The following is a 17,641-nucleotide window of genomic DNA, read 5'->3' on the forward strand; positions in this document are numbered from 1 at the left end:
TTTCGGCCGTGGGGCACCCTGCCAAAGCAGATATCAATGACTGGCAGTGCCTACCTCAGATTTGTGGACTCATCTACAGATTGGGCTGGGTTTGTCACAGCAGCCAGCGAAGCCTCGAGTGTTTTCAGCAAAATTCCGCGAGAACCCCCGCCCACTCGGGCGGGGAGGTAAGCGGGAGCCGCGCAGCGGCTCTATTCTGGCGTCTTCTGTCCTTGCACATAGCTCTTGAGCGTCTCGATGGTTGCCCCGCCCGCACTACAAGCAAAATACGACCGTGACCACAGCGCAGCGCTTTTGCTCAACCTCGGGATATCCACGACCGGGCAGGCGGAATTTTTGAACCGCCAATTCGGCACGGTGCGTTTCTGCTACAACACCGGCCTGCGCATCATGTCTCACCGCTACAAGCGCCACGGCCAGTCGCTGAGTGCCAAACACGATATCAAGAAGCTGTTGCCGGTGGCCAAGAAGTCTCGCCAGTATGGCTGGTTACGCGACGCCGATTCGATGGCCCTCCAGCAGGCGCTCATCAACCTCGACAAGGCGTTCCAGCGCTTCTTCGACCCCAAGCAGGCCGCCCCCGAGCCGATCCAATGCGTCGAGGGCAGCAAAATCATCGGTCTCGATATAGGACTGTCGCACCTGGCGATTGACTCCACTGGGCGTAAGGTCGCGAATCCTCGCTTTCTCAAAAAGGCGCAGAAGAACCTCAAGCGCAAACAACAGGCGCTGTCCCGCACGAAGAAAGGCAGCGCCCGCCGAGCGAAGGCGCGACGGCTTGTCGCCAAGGCGCATGAGCGGGTCGCCAATGCCCGCAACGACTTCCAGCACAAGCTCTCTCGACAGATCGTTGACGACAACCAAGCGGTGATCGTCGAGACGCTGAAGGTCAGCAACATGATGAAGAACGCCGGCCTCGCCAAGCACATTGGCGATGCGTCCTGGCAAGCCTTGACCACCAAGCTGGACTACAAGGCCAAGGAGCAGGGCAAGCATCTGGTCAAGATCGACCCGTGGTTCGCCAGCTCCAAGACCTGCCGTGTATGCCAGCACAAGATGGACGCCATGCCGTTGAACGTCCGGTCGTGGGAGTGCCCCGCCTGCCATACGCTCCATGACCGAGACGTCAACGAGGCGCTGAACATCAAGCATCAAGGCATTATCAAGTTGAAGGCGGAAGGGCTGTCCGTCTCTGCCCATGGAGGCTCGCGTAAACCCGGCATGTCGCCGGTTGCTGCCTGAGAAGTGGGAAGCCCCGCCCGCTAGAGGGTGTCGCGAAAGGGGTAAGGCCGTAAAATGGTTCCTCCCTTGCCCGAGAACTTACCGTGTCGACAGCCTGCCTGCCTACGCCTGATGACAGGCAGTTCGCGCTTTTTCAGGAATCGCCTGCCTCGCCTTCTCCGTCTCCCCGCGTGACGGCAACTTCGTCAGGACGGCGTTTCATACAGGGCGACGCCACGGCGATTTTCCTGGGCATGACACCGCTTGCAGATCATCTTCGGCAGGCAGGGGTTGATGCCCCTTTTATTGTCGCCGACCTGTTGGATGCCCAGGACTGGACGCCCTTCGAGGATCGCTATGCCGCAACAGGGCGCGCACCCTATGCGCCACGCGCAATGCTGGGACTAATTCTCTACGGGATCATGCATGGGGTCTCATCACTGCGCGCATTGGAACGGCTGGCACGCGTCGACCTGGGATGCATGTGGGTGACCGGAGGCATTGCCCCCGATCATGCCAATATCGGGCGCTTCATCTGCCTGCATGAACAGGCCCTGGCGCAGGAATTCTTTGAAGCGTTGACACGTACCGTTCTGACCAGGACAGCGACATCAGCCACCTGCCTGGCCGATGACGGGACCGTGATTGAAGCTGCTTGCTCTCACTATCATCTGCTCAAGGAGGAGGCGGTACGTGCCAGGGTCAGTGACGCCCGGACACACCATCAACAGGCTCCTCGGGAGCAACAGGACAAGACCCGGCAGCAGCTGGAAAGGGCGCAGGCCTGTGAGCAGGTGCTTGATGCGCGGATCGCGGCACGGCGACGATATGGCAAGCGTACCGATACGGTGCGCGTCAGCCTGACGGAGCCAGAGGCCGCCCTGCAGCGGCAGAAGCGTGGACGCGGCTTTGCGCCGGCATACACGCCCTCCGTCCTGGCCAATGAGGCACGCCTCATCGTGGCACACGCCGTGGATCCCACGAGCGAGACACGCGTGGTCGGTGAGCTGATCGATCAGAGCGGGCGTGTGGCACCCGAGCCCCAGCGCGAGCTTCTACTGGATGCCGGCTATTTTGATGATGGGGTGATTGCCGCGACACTGGCTCGCGATATCAGCCTGCTTTGCCCGCCCAAGCCCAGTACCACCGATAAGGCGAATGGCCTGTACCATAAAAGCCAATTCGCTTACGACGCCGAACAGGAGGTTTACTTCTGCCCGGCAGGGCAACGGCTTCAGCGTATCAGTCGTATTCAGGCCTCGACACGCTCGCGTGAGCAGTCGGTCTATGCCTGTGATACCTGCGCGGCCTGCTCACAACGGACCGCCTGTACCCGCTCGCCCCGGGGGCGCCGAATCAAGCGTTACCCCGAAGACGAGGCCCGCCTGGCACTGCAACAGATCATGATCCACCCGGGTGCCCAAGCGGTATTTCGGCAGCGAAAAGCCATGGTTGAGCCGGTGTTTTCCGCGCTACGTCAGCAACAGGGGCTGTCTCGCTTCCGGCGCCGAGGGCTGGCTGGCGTCAAACGCGAGTTTGCCTTGCATGCCCTGGCCTACAACCTGGCTCGCGCTGTTGCGCTGAGCCTTTACCGTCTCCTGTGGCTTCGCTGGTGGCGGTGTCTGGAGGTCTCTGGCCTGACAAGGAAAATGGTCGCCGCTGCCTGCAGGTACGGCATCGTGTCGTGCCAGCCATCGAAATCGCCGAGTCCCTGTCGATTTATGGGTCGATAAGCGATTTGCGACAGCCTCGCTAGGGCGGGGAGCAGTCACATCATCCTGAATGCAACGAATATTAGCACCGAACATCGTCACCGGATTCGGTACACCACGCTGCGCCAGCTCACCTCCGGGCTGAACTACTCACGCGCACGTGACGGGATCTCCTATTTGGAAAAGGAGATCAAGAACATGGTGAAGAGTGGTTGTCTCAGCGGCTATGAGCGCGAAGATCACTATCCCAGCGAAGAGGGAAGGGGCGTCCAGCCATGACCGATGCGACGTTCACGCTTTACCCCAGCGACACACTGGTGGCTGAGGTTAAAGCGTCCTCAAAGCGCCAAGGTCATGCTGAGCAGACACTAAAATTGTCGCGCATGTATCGCAAAGAACGCCAGATGGGACTGCCTTTGGATTAGTGTGCCCTTGGGCCGCTCAGTACTGCTGGGCGGTAAAAACGACCGTGCCGATGTAGCGGCAATCTTTGGTTAGGTGGATATAACGCTCGGGCCAGTCTGGATTGAGCGCCTCTAGGTAACGCCTGATGCCTGCTTCCTTGGAGCGACGCAGGACCGCGGCCGGCTCTCCGGGTATCTGGGTGAGCACCTTCGCGTTATGTACTACCGGCACGCTGGGGTCGACGAACAGTAGGCTACCTTGGGGAAGCTGTGGCCACGACTCCGTATTCGTCAACCGCACGACGAATACATCGGGGCCGCAGGGAATGGGACAGCCCCAATAATTGCGGTTCGTCAGGTCCAGACTGTGGTTGCTGCTATCGTTCCAGGTTGCGGCTTCGGTCCACGAAATCTCGACGGCCTGGCGAAACGGCAGGTTATCGCCAGCGTTTTGGGAAGGTGGGACAGGAGTGGGATCCTGGGCTTCTTCGTGGCCGAGCAGCAGTTGGTTGGGCGTAATGCGCAGCGCGGCGGCAAGCATGCAAAGCCGCTCATAGTTCGGGCGCTTGGCATCCGACTCCCATTGCACGATTGCAGGTCGAGACACCCCTACCTTGATGCCCAGTCTCTCCTGAGTCAGCCCCATCGACTTGCGAGCCTCACGAATACGCTTTCCCAATAGAATATTCTGCATGTTTATACGTTCCGAACCTAAGCGGAGGTGAGAACACCTGTGCGCCTGGCCGCCACATCCGGCGGACGCAAACCGCACAGTCATCGGCTGACGAATCAATGGTCCAGTGGGGTCAGTCGATAAGGTCAACTCGAGGACGTGGCGGATTCTGGTCCCGTCCCACTCATGCCCGAGGTGGCGACCCTGCCAAGTGGCAGACACCACGGGCGGCCGCAGTACAGCGGCGCACTCACCGCCGGCGTGTCGCACGCTGGGGTAGACGATGCCGTCGCTGTGGCTCTCCCAGGCCCGACGCCCGAAGGCCTGGCTGGCGCTCCAGTACGATGTCGTGGGCATGTGCTGGCGCTGGTAGTGAACTGGGTGCGGGCATGGGGCATCCTCCCTCGCTGCGAATACTGTTTTAAAGCACAGTATGCGACAAGTCTGTTTATCATCCAGAAACGTTGACCACGGAGCGATATCAGTCGCCTAGTGAACAATTCAGCGAGCCCATAGAATCGGGACAGTCCTATTTCTTGAGACGAAAAGCAGGAGAGATGTGATGCCAACACCGGAGTGGCGCTACGAAAAGGCCGAGCGGGTAGTAAAGGCCTTGTGCCGGGGGCTTGCCGAAGCGGAGTCGGAAACGCTGCAAGGTGAGCTTGCAGTCGCCCTGCATGATTCTCTGAAGCTGCTATGCGATGCGATCGCCGAAGAGACCCCATCCCGGGGCAACGTGTGGACCCCGGCCATGGTCGACCTGTTTCGGGAACAGCCCGAGAAATGCGGCCAGTGGCTGGCGCTACTGAACGAGCCCGATTTCAAACCCGACTATCACACCCAGTAGGAGGTGGTGCGAGATGGGCGAGTCCTCGCGACAGGGGGAGAAGGGCTCTGCGGGCAGCGCCTGGGTCTGGGTGAAGGAAAAGTGGCGGTCGTTCGTTCGAGCGGTGGGCGGCAGCAGCCTGGCCGGCACTCTCGTTGTTGGCGGGAGTGCTGCACTGGGTGGCGCGCTGGCGCTGTTTCCCAACGACATTCGTCGTTCCCTTTTGCAGCTGTGGCGGGCAGTCACCGACCAGGATACGACCTCCCCGCTATGGCCTGCCATTTTCTTCTGTGTCTCCTTCCTTCACGTCGTAATCATCGCGTGGTTCAAGGAATTTGCACGAGCCGCTGAAGCTCGGGAACTACGCCGGGAGCTGAACGAGCAGATCGATGACCTTCGTGAGATCACGCGCACGATGCCTCCCCGGGACTACCTGGAACGGTATGGCGAGCAGTCCAGGAAAGTGTCTTTTGAGGCCCAGACGGTGATTCCGGGGATAACGCAAGCCATGGAGCGAGGGGAGAATCTCGAAGAGTGGCGGGACACGATCAATAAAGCTGTTCGCGTCGTTCTCGACGCAATACTGAACCTGGCCATGGTCTTTGATGCGCCACACGATTCTCGGCGCCCGGTTTACTGGGCCAGCATCTTCTGGATCAAGGCTCCCAATGATGTCGACCACGGGAGTCGTGATGCCGTCTGGGAGCATGCCTGGGAGTTGTCGCGACATGAGGATGCCGGCTCCTTTTTCTCCCGTTCTGAAGTGTTGCTGGTGCGAGACGTCAATCTGTCGACCAGTAGGTTCACTGTCGACCAGAAAGACCCTGAGCCGAGCCCGCTTCTCCCCTTGGTGCTGGGCTGGGAAGAAGCCGAAGTACCGGAAGCCCGCAATCTGCCAGGGCTGGCGCTGGCGCTCGATCGGAGTCGCTATTCGTGGATCTCGGATACGCGGATGGCCATGCCACAGCTCACTGAGTTCGGCCTCTCGGCGAGGGAAAGGGTAGGTAGCTTCTTTTCAACCAACCTGGAATATCGCAGCCTCATGTCAATGCGCCTGGAGGGGGTTAGCTCGAAAGATGCGGAAATGATGGATGTGGCTGTGCTCACGCTGCATCGAGATTCACCAGGTATCATGCGATCGCTCGAGCGGGCCGATATGTTCTACCACCAGTTGGCGCCACTGCTCCCGCGGCTGTTTGAGCTCTGTTACGCACGGCAGACGCTTGATGCGAATGCAGCTGGGGACCTGACGGTGTATACTGAGCTTACCCCCGTTCCTTCGACCAAGGAGGACAGTGATGCTGAAACGGAATGATCCCCGGCGCGTGACAAGCGGCGGGAGCAAAGAGATCGCCGAACGCCGAGAACGCGTGCGGCCACGCGTTGTGACCGCCGAAGACATGCGGAAGCCGCCTGCAGAGCCGAGCGTCTTCCTGGCTGCCGCGAAGCGGCGGCATCGTGAGTCCGTTGCAGCTGTGCGGCGCCATCGAGCCGAACTCCTCGAGGACTGAGCGCATCGGCGGTTCCGCTGCCGCCCTCAATTTCTCCATAATCCCCAGAAGCCACTCCCATTCAGGAGTGGCTTTCACGTATCGCGGAGGTGGAAGCCCGACCGGAACCGGGTGCAGCTCCCCTGGGTTGACCAGTCAGGCTCCGTCAGTCTCCAGCTAGGGGCAGGGCTCAGGGGGAGCCCCCTCGCCAGTTGGCCACGTGCGACAGAGCCATTGCCGTCTCCCCCTGATACTGCCAGAATTGGCTCTGGCTCTAGCAGGCGCCTCCAACCCGTCATCAGGGAAGCTGTTATCAGCGCTGCTGCAAGCAAACTCTCATCGCCGTTCATGTTGCGTTCGGGCCTGTGAGGATCGGTTGACGGGTTACGATGTGTCGCAGTGCCGTGGAGAACCAACATGCCCGACACTCGTCTAGTGCGTCCCTCTACGATCGCCAGCATCAAGCGCTTGGCCAATAGGCTCAAGCGAGAAAGTGGCATCGCCCATCATGAGACGCTGAATCTGGCTGCACGGCAAGGCGGCTTTGCCAATTACCGCCATGCGCAGCAACAGCTAGGTGCCGTCCAGCCCCCGGGCAATACGACTTCCCGCCAAACATTCTCTCTGTATATTTCTGTTCACTGGCGGGACACACAGGGCAATCGGGGGCGCGAGACTCTCTTCATGACCTTGTCTGCCCCCTGGGAAGAATTGATTACCCGTCAGGGAATGGGCAGAGTGGGCAAGCTACGCAGCTTGCGCCAGGATGGCCCCAATCACCTTGTCACTCCGCCGTACTGGGACTCACCGGAGTCCGCCCGTCAGCACGCCTTCAGAATCGGCCGAGTGCTGCAGTTCATCGATGCAACGCGCCTGTCCCCCTCCAGTAGCCACTCCCGAGTTTACCCAGGGGGAAGATCGAGCAACGCGATTCCGGGTAACGATCACAGCAGTGTCTGGTATCACAGGCCAAGCGGGGCTTACGTCTTCGTAGACGAGCCTTACGCAAGCCCTCTGGAGGGGCATCAAGAGGAGCGCCAGCAGTGGGCGGACAGGCATGGCTACGCCATCAAGATGCCCTCGTGGCCTGGCATACATAACCCCGATCAATACGGTGGTACAAGGCTGTGCTTGGTCAGTGCGGCGGACAACGCAGCTTTGCTCGATGATCTGGTGAGCGCGCTCGACAGGCTCCCGCGTAATTGGTTGACGAGCTCTGGTCAGGGGGAGTCCAGCCAAAGCCTGACGAAGTTAGTGCCCCCAGAGGCAGAGCCTGGCGTTTCCAGGGAGCAAGGGGCAAAACACACCAAGCCGGCCCGAAAGCGTCGTACCGCCAAGACAGTTGCCTATCGATCGCTTGGCGGCTCGAGCCGTCGCCCGGCTCAGCGTATGTCAATTGCGGGGCACGGGGAAATCGGCGTGCTACTCCAGACCATTGCACGCGAGGCTTACCATCGCTGGGGCGTGGTCACGGCCGTGAACCAGGTGCGCAATGAACTCGTTGATTGGGTACAGGGGGAATATACCCAAGAGGAACTACCTCAGGACGTGTTCCAAGAGCTTTACTATGGGGGAGCGCCCCGGGATGCCCCCATCTCTCGTCGTCCAGGCATGGAGATCCGCCAGCGTTGGATTGCCGACCTGGAGCGTGCCAAGGCCGTGCTTGCCGACCACTACCCGGATTGTGCACCGGTCTCCTTTCTGATCAAGAAGCTTGATCGAGCCAAGGGCTCAGTAGAGAAGTGGAATCCCAAGTAGGGGAGTCTCACGATTGAGGGCTGGCGCAACACCAGGCCCTCGATCGTGAGACTCACTGCCGCCTTTTGCGTGGCCGCTGGGGAAAGACAGGGGGGCGCATGCTCTGGGATGCGAACCGGGAATAGGCACAGGCGCCCCCGCTATGCGACTGGGCTCAAAGCGAAAGCTACGGGACCAGTCCCGAAGCATCCACCGAGATGGCACTACCAGCGTGCAGAACGCCGGCAAAACGCACGAATGCGCGCGGCAACCCATGCTTCCGTAATCGTCGGCACGACGACGGTGGCACCTCGCCCGCCACCGACCCGCTCAGGCTCAGCCCACCACTGCAGCTGCTTCCGGGCCAACGATTGACCAAACACCCGCAACTGCCATGCACGCACGTTGTCCCGCCCGGGACGTGTGTCGGAATTGCTGCGAGAAAGGGCATAGGCGGTCAGGAGCGTCAACGCCGCCGCCCGTGCATGGCGCTTCCATCCGTTGACCATCCCGCCTCGCACCTGGGGTGAAATGCCCGTGCTCGCCCGCACAGCGTCGATTTCTTTCAGGGTTCCCCCGGCCAGTAAGTCGAGGCGCAGCCGCACGTCATCACCGCCCATGGTGATCGCCACTTCGGATGGAATAAGTGCAGCGTAGATCATCCCGCAGTTATCGGACTGGTCCTCTAGCTACTTGGCAAGCGCAGCGAATTTTCCCAGAACAATATGAAAGGTTGCCGCAGTTACGGCCATGAAGCTTGGTCGACAGGCAGCCGGCCGTCAGGGTCGTAGGCGTTGAGCCGATCTTGATCGCCCAGCGCGTCGGTGTAGACCACAAGGTTTACGCCGCCCGGGTTAGCGGCCGATGGAAACAGGATTCCGCTGGCGCCTGTCTCCAAGGCTAGGTCGCCGAGCAACCAGCTGGGCGGCTCAACGCGCTCGTTAAACCACAGCCTTCGCCAGTCGCAACTCATTTCCTGCCAAATCGAATCCCAGTCAGCAGAGTATCCGTGGCGGAAGTCCACCACGGTGGTCAAGTTTACGGTGTAACTCACAATCAACCCAGGAGGCATCAGCGTGGAGAGCTGCCGATACTCCTTCAGCGCAGTTACCTCTTCCAGCGCAAGGTAAAGGGCAGGAATGCCTATGCGATTCAGGCGCCCACCATGTTGGGCGGCGCCAGCGCCGCTGGCTGGCTCTATCGCCCAACGAGGGACATGGACACGATATGCTGATTGATCTGGCAAGTTGGTAAGGATCATCCGGCCGCGCCAGCGCTAAGCGATTGGACGTAGCCCAATAGGTCATCGGCTCGCCCATCACTTACCAGCTGCTCAGGTGTCTTGAAATCGAATGCGCTTATCGGCTCATTGCGGAACCAGAACGCGGCATCCTGGAAATTGCCATTCACAGCAGCCGCGGCGCCCATGACTCGCACTGCGTCCCGTAGATAGGTCTGCAGCTTCTCGGCCCCTTGGGCACGGTTCACTGTTACGCGATGGACGTGGGCACGGGCAGCAAGCGTCTGAACGTCCATGCCCAGGGCAAGGCAAAACATCCTAGGACTGATGATCGGGCTCTTGTCATAACGTGCGCGAGCTTTCAGATCAGATATGAACTGATCGAAGGTATCGGGAGCATCATAGTCGGACGGTTCGATGATTACTTCAGCACTCATAGCCTAACCTCCCTACAGGCATGCAGCGAAATTGCTACATAAATGCATCATAGCCATACAGGTAACTTACGTCCAACCCCTCATTCCTTAATGCAGCATGATCGCCTCGCGAATAGTGCCGCTTCGCTGGCCGACTTTCCGTGAACAGCGCATGGTTGCTGGTGGTAGGCTGGTTGGGAGGCCAACAGGCAACTCTCTCAGGATCGCTCCCGATTCCCCACCAATCCTGACAGAGAGGTTTCCATGACCAACCCCAGCCGCCAGGCCACATCGCTCCGACCGGGGCAGTTCCGCCACCTGATCCGCGTTGCCGGCGTCACCGGGCGTATGCCCGAGCGTGATCAGATGCTGCTCTGGCTGACCCACACCACCGGCATCCGCGTCACTGAACTGGCGTTGCTCCGTATCGATGATGTGCTGTACCCGAGCGGGGCAATCCGTGATGAAGTCTATCTGCGGGCCGAGATCACGAAAGGCTGTCGGCCGCGCAATATCCACCTCACGCATCCGAAGTGCATCGCAGCAATCAATGCCTGGCTTGAGGTGCGTCGGTACCGGGGGTGGGGACTCTCAGGCGACAGTGCATACCGTGGCTTCCTACCTCACACCAAGCTGGTATTGACGCACAAAGGGAGAAGCTTCGAACTGGCCGTGAAGCGGCGAGAGCTTGATGCTGGCCTCAAGGAGTACCGGGCCTGTGACGCTCTCCAGCAGACCATGAGCCGCCTGTACCGCCAGGCTGGTATTCAAGCTGGGATCGAGCCACAGCGGCCGACACACGCTGGCTGCAAGGGTGCTGGCTGCCACCGGCGATGTAGAGACGGTGCAGGCCGTACTGGGCCACCAGGAGCTGGATCACACCAAGCCATACTTGACTGTCGTTCAGGAGACAATTCGGCGGGCGTTTGAGATGGCGCTTTAGAATGATGACTCCTTTCCATAGTCATCAGGTTGCTTTATCTTGGTGACTAGACGTGATGACTAGGGGTATGACCATGCATTCTGAAGAGGTATCAAAATCTCAGTTCAAGGCGCGGGCGCTGGAGTTCTTTCGCCAGGTTGAAGCGTCTGGCGAGGCGGTCATTGTGACTGACAAGGGGCGCCCCACTATCGAAGTACGCCGCTATAAGGCAGATCAGCGCTCACCTCTTGAGCGACTGCGCGGCAGCGTTATCGAGCTGGCTGATCCCTTCGAGCCAGTGGGCGAGGAAGACTGGGAGGCGCTGCGTTGATCGTCTTGGACACCCACGCCCTGCTGTGGTGGGTCAACGGTGACTCCCAGCTCTCGCAGAGCGCCCTTGAGACTATTGAGCATGAGCTTCTAGCGGATGATGGCGAAATCCTGATATCGGCAATCTCGGCGTGGGAAATTGCGCTGCTGGTCGAGAAGGAGCGCCTCACGCTATCGATGGCCATCGACGACTGGCTGGATACCGTAGAGGAGATTGAGGGGGTCCGCATTGTAGCTGTCGACGCTGCCACGGCAGTTGAGTCAACCCGGCTCCCCGGAGAGTTCCACAAAGACCCGGCAGATCGGATGATCGTGGCATTGGCCAGGCACCACAACGCTGAGCTGATCACTGCGGACGAAAAGATTACAGCCTACCGGCACGTCAAAACGATCTGGTAGCCGAACTATCGAGGAAAAGCAGAACTGTTCGGCGAGTTCTAACGTTACAGTGAGAAAAGCGGCCCCTGGCGACCATGAGTTGTCAGGGGCCGTGTCGTTTATGAGGCGTGTGACTTTGTCACATCGCGGCAAGCCTATAGGGGGCTGCGCAGGGTAGGCGATGGAATAGCCCGATACCTGTTGACGAGCCCACTATCTGCCGGGCTAGGCCGTTTTCGAGCCGCAGAGCTCCGGCGATCCATTAAGCTGGCAGTTTGCCATCACGGCCGCTCCAAGTTTCGCGGTAAGGGAACCGACCCCATGACTAAACAAGTGAAAGATACCCTCATATGGGAGGATGAAACCTTCCTCCTCGAGAAGCCTCCTGAGCTACCGAAGCATCACGACAAGATCGTGCCAGGGAGGCCCCAGAATGCCGACCCGATGGACGATTATCTCGATATCACTACGAGCACAGCCTGTCACCGCGGATACATCGCCACTTGGGAGGTCGTGGAGGGCCAGCTCTACTTGACGGGTCTCGAGGGCAGATTCCAACTCCCCGAGGGACCGGTGCTGGCAGATTGGGTTTCTGGCCGCCTGTTGGCGCCAACGAAGCCGTTGGGGGTGCACATAAACATTCGATTACCTTAGTTTATATCATGTTATTAGTGCGTAACATCATGATTTTAATAATTAAGTAATATATAACAGTTTAGGTTACGGATGTTGGATGAAATGGTTGGTGGAGCCTCCCAGCCCCACCGACCTGAAATTGTACTTATGGTCGATAGCGACGTCCTAGTTCCTAGTTCTTCTTGTGCCTGGTTGACAGCAGTAGGTCCGGCAAGGTTCTCTCCGCAATGTTGGGGTACTTGAAAAAACGGGGTGGCAAAATTGAGCGCTATCGCTCTTGTAGGGCCAAGTGCACGCCGAGAGCACAAAAGAGGCTGCCGACGATCCTGTTCTGCCACTTTGCCATCATGGGACTGTGCCTCAAGAAGGCGCCTACGTTGCCGGCGGCACAAGCATAGACGGTCGTCACAGCCGCTCCGATCGCCACGAAAAGCAAGCCCAGCACACCCAGTTGTAATGAGACACTGCCCGTCTCCGTTTGTACAAACTGGGGGAGGAAGGCCAGGAAGAACATGGCCAATTTGGGATTTAAAGCTTCACAGAGCACCCCCTGTTTGAATGCCACCCTAGGCGAAATGCGCCCCTCTGCGGGCAGCTCAAAAGAATGGGTAGGCCCCAGAATCGCTCTCAGCCCAAGGTAGATCAGGTAAGCCGCCCCCATGTATTTCATGATCGTGAAAGCGACGGCGGACGCCATCAGAATGGCCGAAACGCCAAGTACCGCTAAGACCGTGTGCAGGAAATCACCGGCTGCGATCCCCAAGCTGGTGGCGACCCCAGCGCGGGTTCCCGAGCTAACAGAGCGCGCTGTCGTCAGCAGTACGGCAGGACCAGGCAGTGCCGAAAAGCCGGCGACTATAGCCGCGTAAGTTATCAAAGCAGAAGCATCAAACAATTTTGGTCCACCTCATCAAGTGATATTCGGCTGGGGGTTGTTTCAGCCTGCTGTTGTGAAGGGGGCAACCCACTATTAGGGATTCCCTTCCATGTCCTGGTCTCTGAAAATCGACTGCAGACTCTCTGCCTGCCTATGCCGCTCCAGATCGTTCCATGCACCGCTCAACGAACGACAGCGCTACTGCACAGCCAATCAGCCCGATTCCAACCATCAGCGGGATGCGTACATCCCAATCTGTCATTGCGCCGGCAGCAGCGGTGCCGGCGGAACCAGCCGTGATCTTCATCGCCGCCACCCATAGAAAGACCTGGCCGCGCCCCTTTGTCGGCGCATACTCCGTCCGTGCTGCCAGCGTGGCGGCAAAGAAAAACGCATTGATAATTCCCGCCACCCAAAAGGTCGCGATGGCGATGAACAACGTGGGACTCACCATTACCGCAAACAACCCAGCCATGACGCACAGGGCCAACACTGACATCAAGTGGTCCGGGCTGCCTCGCAATGGCCGCAGCATGACGCCTATTGATCCGGTGAGATTCCCTATCCCATAAGCTGCCGTCATGGCCCCCGCGCTGGCGGCTGGGGTACCCATCAGGGTCGTCATGTGAACGGCGGTGATGGGCAGGGCCGCCATACTGAAGGCGACCAGCATGGTCATGTACAAGGTTCGACGCAGCGGGCCATCCTTTACCATCAGAGCGATGGTGCTCCAGGCACTCGGCACGCTCTGGACATCGCCTCCGTGCTCGGGGGCGCTGTAAGGAAGCCGCATGACCAGCCAGGCGGCACAAAAGGCCGCCACCGCCAGGCAGAAAGCGGCCAATCCCGGGGAGGCCCATGAAGAGACAGCGGCCACAATTGAGGGGCCGACCGTCCCGCCGACGCCGTAGGTGGCGACGTCCCAGCCCTGCGCGCGACGTTGGCTGTGCTGATCACTGCCGGCGATCGCCGGCAACCGGCTGCTGATACCGCCCGTCAGTAATGGGCCGCAGCAGCCTGAAATCGAGAGCAGTAAGCCGGTAAGAATAGCCGGGGTGTGGCCATAGCTAAGGACTGCCGCCGCCAAGGCGAACGAATAAAGGACACAGGCGAAAGCGATAACCTTGCGACCGTCGTCGGCCAGGTCGATGCGTCGTGCCACAAAAGGTCCAAGCAGGTGCGGCGCAGTGATGCAGGCAGCCAACAAGCCGGCCAGACTGCCGCCACCGCCTTGTGTGGTGACCAACAGTACGATGGCAACCACGGCGCCGCCATCGGCCGTGCGCGCTAATGCAGCGGCCATGACATAGCGGGCAAGACCGAACCGCCCGGTAGAGCCCCAGCTCGCTGTATTCACAGAAAAAGCTCTCCGTGCCAAGGCTCACGCCCCCACAAACTGACCCAGTGCAACGCGGCCCATCAGGCCAGCTCAAGCTCATCAAGTAGCACAGCGAGCCGTTGCCGGCCGGACCCTTCCAGTGCCTTGAGCGGAAGCGGCAGGGAGGGATGCTCTATTAGCCCTTGCAATTCCGCAGCGGCCGCGACGACACGCAGGCTACCCCCGTGCTGGCCGAACAGTGCCCACAGCGGTTGCAGTCGTTCGGATAGACGCGTGGCTTCCTGCGTATCACCAGCCTGTGCAGCGCGAGTGATGGCCAACGCCGTCTTAGGGAATAGGCCGCCGATCACTGAATACCAAGCCTCGCAACCCGCATTCAGCCCCGTTGCAGCGAAGGCATCACCGCTGACGCCGAGCGTCACGTGTGGTGGAATCAGGGCGCGCAGACGCTCGACATGCGCCTTGGCGGCTTCGGGGTCCGCCGGAACACCGGGAATCTTGATGGAACGCACGTTGGGTAGCTGGGCGATACGCCCATACAGGTCGTCACTGAACTCAAAATGTGTTGTGCCAGGGTTGTCGTACACACATAGCGGAACGGATAGGGAGCGGTTCACGGTCTCATAGAGATCGAAGACTTCATCGGTGGATAGTTTCTGGTACGACATTGGGGCCAGCAGCACCGCGCTCGCACCCGCTTTCTGCGCATCTTCGGCCAGGGCTAACACATCACGCGTGCGCAAAGCGCCGATGCCGACAATCACTGGCACGTTGCCAGCATGCTTCACTGCCAGTTGCGCGACACGCGCACGTTCGGCTCGCGTAAGGTAGGCATAGTTGCCGGTCGATCCCAGGGCACCGATGGAATCAACGCTGGCCTCAGCCAGACGCTCGACCAGTCCGGCAAACGCCGCTTCGTCAATGCCGCTCTCGTTCATGGGGGTCAAAGGAAATGCGCTGAGGCCGGAAAACATGGTCGATTGTCCTTATGTCGATATAAGTGAAAAGGCCGCTATGTTTCTTTCGTTAGGCCTACGGTAACATTGTCACAGACTACATATACATTGTCATAGGACAAAATTGAAGATAACCGGTAAGACTTCTCTGGAAATTTCCGACTGTATCCGTGCAATGGTGCAGAAAGGTGACCTGCTGCCCAACGACTCGCTGCCGCCTGTCCGTGAGCTGGCGGCCACACTCGATGTGAACCGCAATACGGTCGCGGCGGCCTACCAGCGTCTGGCGAAAGCGGGCATCGCCGTCACGCAGGGACGCCTGGGCACGACCATCTGCTCGCCGCCCCAGGCAGGCGAGCAGGAAGGATTGAGTCCCGAAACAGCATTGGTCGATCTCGCCCACGGAAACCCCAATCCGCAATGGTTACCCGAGCTGAAGGGGCTACTGGCCGAATGCTTGCCTAAGCCGTTTCTGTATGGTGAGGACACGATCCTTCCCGAACTTCGCCAATGGGGGCTTGATTGGCTTAAGCCGGATTGCCCGTCCCATCACGAGCTGGAGCTGACGCATGGCGCTGTCGACGCCATTGAACGCCTGGCGGTTGCGCATCTAGTGCCCGGCGACCAAGTGGCCGTGGAAGACCCTTGCTTTCTAGGCACCATCAATGCGCTGCGCTTGGCAGGTATCCAGACCGTGGGCGTCGAAATCGACGACGCGGGTATGCGCCCGAAGGCATTAGAGGAGGCCTTGGATAAGGGCGTGCGGGCGGTACTGATCACGCCGCGTGCTCACAATCCGACGGGATGCAGCCTGTCCAAGCATCGCGCAGACGCTTTGAAACGGGTTCTCGCAGCGCATCCGAATGTGTTGGTCATCGTCGATGACCACTTTGCTCTGCTGGCCGAGACGCCGTATCACTCCATCATCCCGACCACCACATCCCGTTGGGCGCTGATACGCTCTGTCTCCAAAGGCTTGGGGCCGGATCTACGCCTTGCCTTCTTGGCCTGCGATTCGGCAACGGCGGATCGGCTGCGAACCCGGCTAGCCCCTGGAATGACCTGGGTGAGTCACATTCTTCAGGCGATCGTTAGCGCCTGCTTGACGTCAAAGGATGTGCGGAAACGACTCGAAAAAACGTGCAGCGAGTACGCACGACGCCGCGACGAGTTGAGTACGGCCTTACAAGCTCAGGGAATTGACGTACTGCCTGCCTCGGGCGGATTCAATTTATGGGTGCCGCTGCCCCAGGACGCGAAGGATGTGGCCTACGCCCTCGCCAAGAAAGGCTGGCTGGTTCGGCTGGGCAGCGCTTTCGAAGTGCAAGGCTCTGTTGAGGCAATCAGGATCACGGTGTCCACGTTACAGGATGGCCAGGCGAAACGCTTTTCGGAGGATCTTAAATCGTGCCTTGCACGTAAGCCATGACGGGAGGCAAGCAGGGCCTATCAGCACTGGCAGTTAGAAATGCCCGTTGCGGGGAGCCACATCACACGGTGCGATCCTGATGCACCGGAGCAATTTACGTTTAGGTGGTCTCAGACAATCAAATGTTCCAGTGGAAAAGTAATTTGGCACTTTACTCTAGTAAGCTCGCATCAGCTAGGTAATCCGGATACCCAAAAAGAGTAGAAAAGGAGCAACGGGCTGGTCGTGTCAGCTCGCTTGGCCTAGCGTTTTTTTATGGACATATGGGGGCGGAATGTCCACACATTATCCGTGTCCATACGGACAATTATAGAAACACCCGCAAAGTCAGTAAGGCGCCGGTTGCAGGCTGTATCCATATCAGCGTCACTAACGACTACCTGGGGGCAGAGATCACCAAGGGCTGCCGGGCACGGAATGTCCACTTAACGCATCCTAAGTGCATCGCAGCGATCGATGCCTGGCTCAACGTTCGCAGGCGCCGTGGCTGGGGACTGTCCAGAGATGGCAGTTGCCGGGGCTTCCTGCCTCACACAAAATTGGTGCTAATTCACAAATTCCGGTGCTCCCTTAACGGTTAGAATTGTTTTATCGCGGCTAAATCAAACGTTTACTGAATTTACCTTTTTAGCGATTTCCCATCTTGCAGATTTAGTACTACAGCCCTAACTGCTGTGAAGCGGTTTCCATGCCTCGCCATACCAGGCAAGCCAGTAACTTCCTGAGCCCGCATGCCGATCTACCATGAAACCTCGAGGGTACGGTAGTGCTTCAGCGGTGAGAGCACTTCAAGCCGTGAATTATGGAAGGCTCGAAACTCGAGCATGAAAGCCGAAGCCATCTTTAGTAGGCTGAAGTTACTAAATGTGACATGCGGGATTCCTGCGTAGCCAAATGGCGACTCCGGCAGCCCCATAGCCGAGAAGGCGGCACATTTGATACTGCCGGGTGGTAGCGTGCTAGCAGATAGGGAAATCCATACTGGATCGGGTTCCGGTCAGTAGAACACCCGTGGATGAGAGCTTGCCACCGGTAGATATCGACCCAAAGCGGAC

Annotated in this window: 19 protein-coding genes and 1 pseudogene; 10 read left to right on the forward strand and 10 right to left on the reverse strand. The window is 59.2% G+C overall.

Features of this window, described 5'->3' with window-relative positions:
• Positions 1 to 191: 191 nt before the first annotated feature.
• A complete protein-coding gene (locus tag F568_RS24560) occupies positions 192 to 356 on the reverse strand; it encodes a transposase (RefSeq protein WP_507236284.1) in 165 nt (54 codons plus the stop codon).
• Here F568_RS24560 and F568_RS0119115 point away from each other — a divergent pair.
• The 3 genes from F568_RS0119115 to F568_RS25050 all read left to right on the forward strand — a co-directional run bounded on the left by F568_RS0119115 (position 295) and on the right by F568_RS25050 (position 3,358).
• Complete coding sequence (locus F568_RS0119115) at positions 295 to 1,242, forward strand: RNA-guided endonuclease InsQ/TnpB family protein (protein ID WP_026300660.1); 948 nt, start codon at positions 295 to 297, stop codon at positions 1,240 to 1,242. The genes F568_RS24560 and F568_RS0119115 overlap by 62 nt on opposite strands.
• Positions 1,243 to 1,325: 83 nt before the next feature.
• Positions 1,326 to 2,954, forward strand: coding sequence for an IS1182 family transposase (locus F568_RS0119120; protein ID WP_156817510.1), 1,629 nt, complete (start codon positions 1,326 to 1,328; stop codon positions 2,952 to 2,954).
• A gap of 254 nt (positions 2,955 to 3,208) precedes the next feature.
• Positions 3,209 to 3,358, forward strand: a complete 150-nt coding sequence (locus F568_RS25050; RefSeq protein ID WP_019020378.1) for a hypothetical protein — start codon at positions 3,209 to 3,211, stop codon at positions 3,356 to 3,358.
• A gap of 16 nt (positions 3,359 to 3,374) precedes the next feature.
• Here F568_RS25050 and F568_RS0119130 read toward each other — a convergent pair whose 3' ends face one another.
• Both F568_RS0119130 and F568_RS26140 read right to left on the reverse strand, forming a co-directional pair.
• Positions 3,375 to 4,031, reverse strand: a complete 657-nt coding sequence (locus F568_RS0119130; RefSeq protein WP_019020379.1) for a helix-turn-helix domain-containing protein — start codon at positions 4,029 to 4,031, stop codon at positions 3,375 to 3,377.
• 183 nt (positions 4,032 to 4,214) lie between these two features.
• Positions 4,215 to 4,367 (reverse strand): annotated as a pseudogene (locus F568_RS26140) (RES family NAD+ phosphorylase); the annotation flags it as partial.
• A 205-nt stretch (positions 4,368 to 4,572) separates the two neighbouring features.
• Here F568_RS26140 and F568_RS0119135 point away from each other — a divergent pair.
• From F568_RS0119135 to F568_RS0119150, 3 genes are all read left to right on the forward strand, one after another.
• On the forward strand, positions 4,573 to 4,857 hold the full coding sequence (locus F568_RS0119135; RefSeq protein WP_019020380.1) for a hypothetical protein: 285 nt from the start codon (positions 4,573 to 4,575) through the stop codon (positions 4,855 to 4,857).
• A gap of 13 nt (positions 4,858 to 4,870) precedes the next feature.
• A complete protein-coding gene (locus tag F568_RS0119140) occupies positions 4,871 to 6,151 on the forward strand; it encodes a hypothetical protein (protein WP_019020381.1) in 1,281 nt (426 codons plus the stop codon).
• A gap of 592 nt (positions 6,152 to 6,743) precedes the next feature.
• The gene (locus F568_RS0119150) at positions 6,744 to 8,084 is read left to right on the forward strand and encodes a DUF5623 domain-containing protein (RefSeq protein ID WP_019020383.1); all 1,341 of its coding nucleotides are present in this window, start codon (positions 6,744 to 6,746) and stop codon (positions 8,082 to 8,084) included.
• 203 nt (positions 8,085 to 8,287) lie between these two features.
• Here the strand turns inward: F568_RS0119150 and F568_RS0119155 are convergent, their stop codons facing one another.
• The 4 genes from F568_RS0119155 to F568_RS26400 form a co-directional block, all read right to left on the reverse strand.
• On the reverse strand, positions 8,288 to 8,725 hold the full coding sequence (locus F568_RS0119155) for a hypothetical protein (RefSeq protein ID WP_019020384.1): 438 nt from the start codon (positions 8,723 to 8,725) through the stop codon (positions 8,288 to 8,290).
• 80 nt (positions 8,726 to 8,805) lie between these two features.
• The gene (locus tag F568_RS0119160; protein WP_019020385.1) at positions 8,806 to 9,324 is read right to left on the reverse strand and encodes an RES family NAD+ phosphorylase; all 519 of its coding nucleotides are present in this window, start codon (positions 9,322 to 9,324) and stop codon (positions 8,806 to 8,808) included.
• Entirely contained in the window at positions 9,321 to 9,740 is a 420-nt protein-coding gene (locus F568_RS0119165) for a hypothetical protein (protein WP_019020386.1), read from the reverse strand. Before F568_RS0119165 ends, F568_RS0119160 begins: the two co-directional genes overlap by 4 nt.
• An 87-nt stretch (positions 9,741 to 9,827) precedes the next feature.
• Positions 9,828 to 10,238, reverse strand: coding sequence for a hypothetical protein (locus tag F568_RS26400; protein WP_211213457.1), 411 nt, complete (start codon positions 10,236 to 10,238; stop codon positions 9,828 to 9,830).
• Between the two features lie 295 nt (positions 10,239 to 10,533).
• Between F568_RS26400 and F568_RS26405 the strand changes: the two genes are divergently transcribed.
• The 3 genes from F568_RS26405 to F568_RS0119180 all read left to right on the forward strand — a co-directional run bounded on the left by F568_RS26405 (position 10,534) and on the right by F568_RS0119180 (position 11,370).
• On the forward strand, positions 10,534 to 10,662 hold the full coding sequence (locus F568_RS26405) for a site-specific integrase (protein ID WP_211213458.1): 129 nt from the start codon (positions 10,534 to 10,536) through the stop codon (positions 10,660 to 10,662).
• A 73-nt stretch (positions 10,663 to 10,735) separates the two neighbouring features.
• Complete coding sequence (locus tag F568_RS0119175; RefSeq protein WP_229804353.1) at positions 10,736 to 10,972, forward strand: type II toxin-antitoxin system Phd/YefM family antitoxin; 237 nt, start codon at positions 10,736 to 10,738, stop codon at positions 10,970 to 10,972.
• On the forward strand, positions 10,969 to 11,370 hold the full coding sequence (locus F568_RS0119180) for a type II toxin-antitoxin system VapC family toxin (protein WP_019020388.1): 402 nt from the start codon (positions 10,969 to 10,971) through the stop codon (positions 11,368 to 11,370). Before F568_RS0119175 ends, F568_RS0119180 begins: the two co-directional genes overlap by 4 nt.
• Positions 11,371 to 12,253: 883 nt before the next feature.
• On the opposite strand, the gene F568_RS0119190 is transcribed toward F568_RS0119180, so the two are convergent.
• The 3 genes from F568_RS0119190 to F568_RS0119200 form a co-directional block, all read right to left on the reverse strand.
• Complete coding sequence (locus tag F568_RS0119190; RefSeq protein WP_019020390.1) at positions 12,254 to 12,880, reverse strand: LysE family translocator; 627 nt, start codon at positions 12,878 to 12,880, stop codon at positions 12,254 to 12,256.
• Between the two features lie 133 nt (positions 12,881 to 13,013).
• Positions 13,014 to 14,219 carry an MFS transporter gene (locus F568_RS0119195; RefSeq protein WP_019020391.1) on the reverse strand — a complete coding sequence of 402 codons (1,206 nt, stop codon included), beginning with the start codon at positions 14,217 to 14,219 and terminating at the stop codon, positions 13,014 to 13,016.
• A gap of 62 nt (positions 14,220 to 14,281) precedes the next feature.
• Entirely contained in the window at positions 14,282 to 15,175 is an 894-nt protein-coding gene (locus tag F568_RS0119200; RefSeq protein ID WP_019020392.1) for a dihydrodipicolinate synthase family protein, read from the reverse strand.
• Positions 15,176 to 15,281: 106 nt separating this feature from the next.
• Between F568_RS0119200 and ptsJ the strand changes: the two genes are divergently transcribed.
• Positions 15,282 to 16,586 carry a MocR-like B6 salvage transcription factor PtsJ gene (gene ptsJ / locus F568_RS0119205; protein ID WP_026300661.1) on the forward strand — a complete coding sequence of 435 codons (1,305 nt, stop codon included), beginning with the start codon at positions 15,282 to 15,284 and terminating at the stop codon, positions 16,584 to 16,586.
• The last annotated feature ends 1,055 nt before the right edge of the window (positions 16,587 to 17,641 follow it).

The sequence above is a fragment of the Modicisalibacter luteus DSM 23508 genome (assembly GCF_000378505.1).
Classification (GTDB): Bacteria; Pseudomonadota; Gammaproteobacteria; order Pseudomonadales; family Halomonadaceae; genus Modicisalibacter; species Modicisalibacter luteus.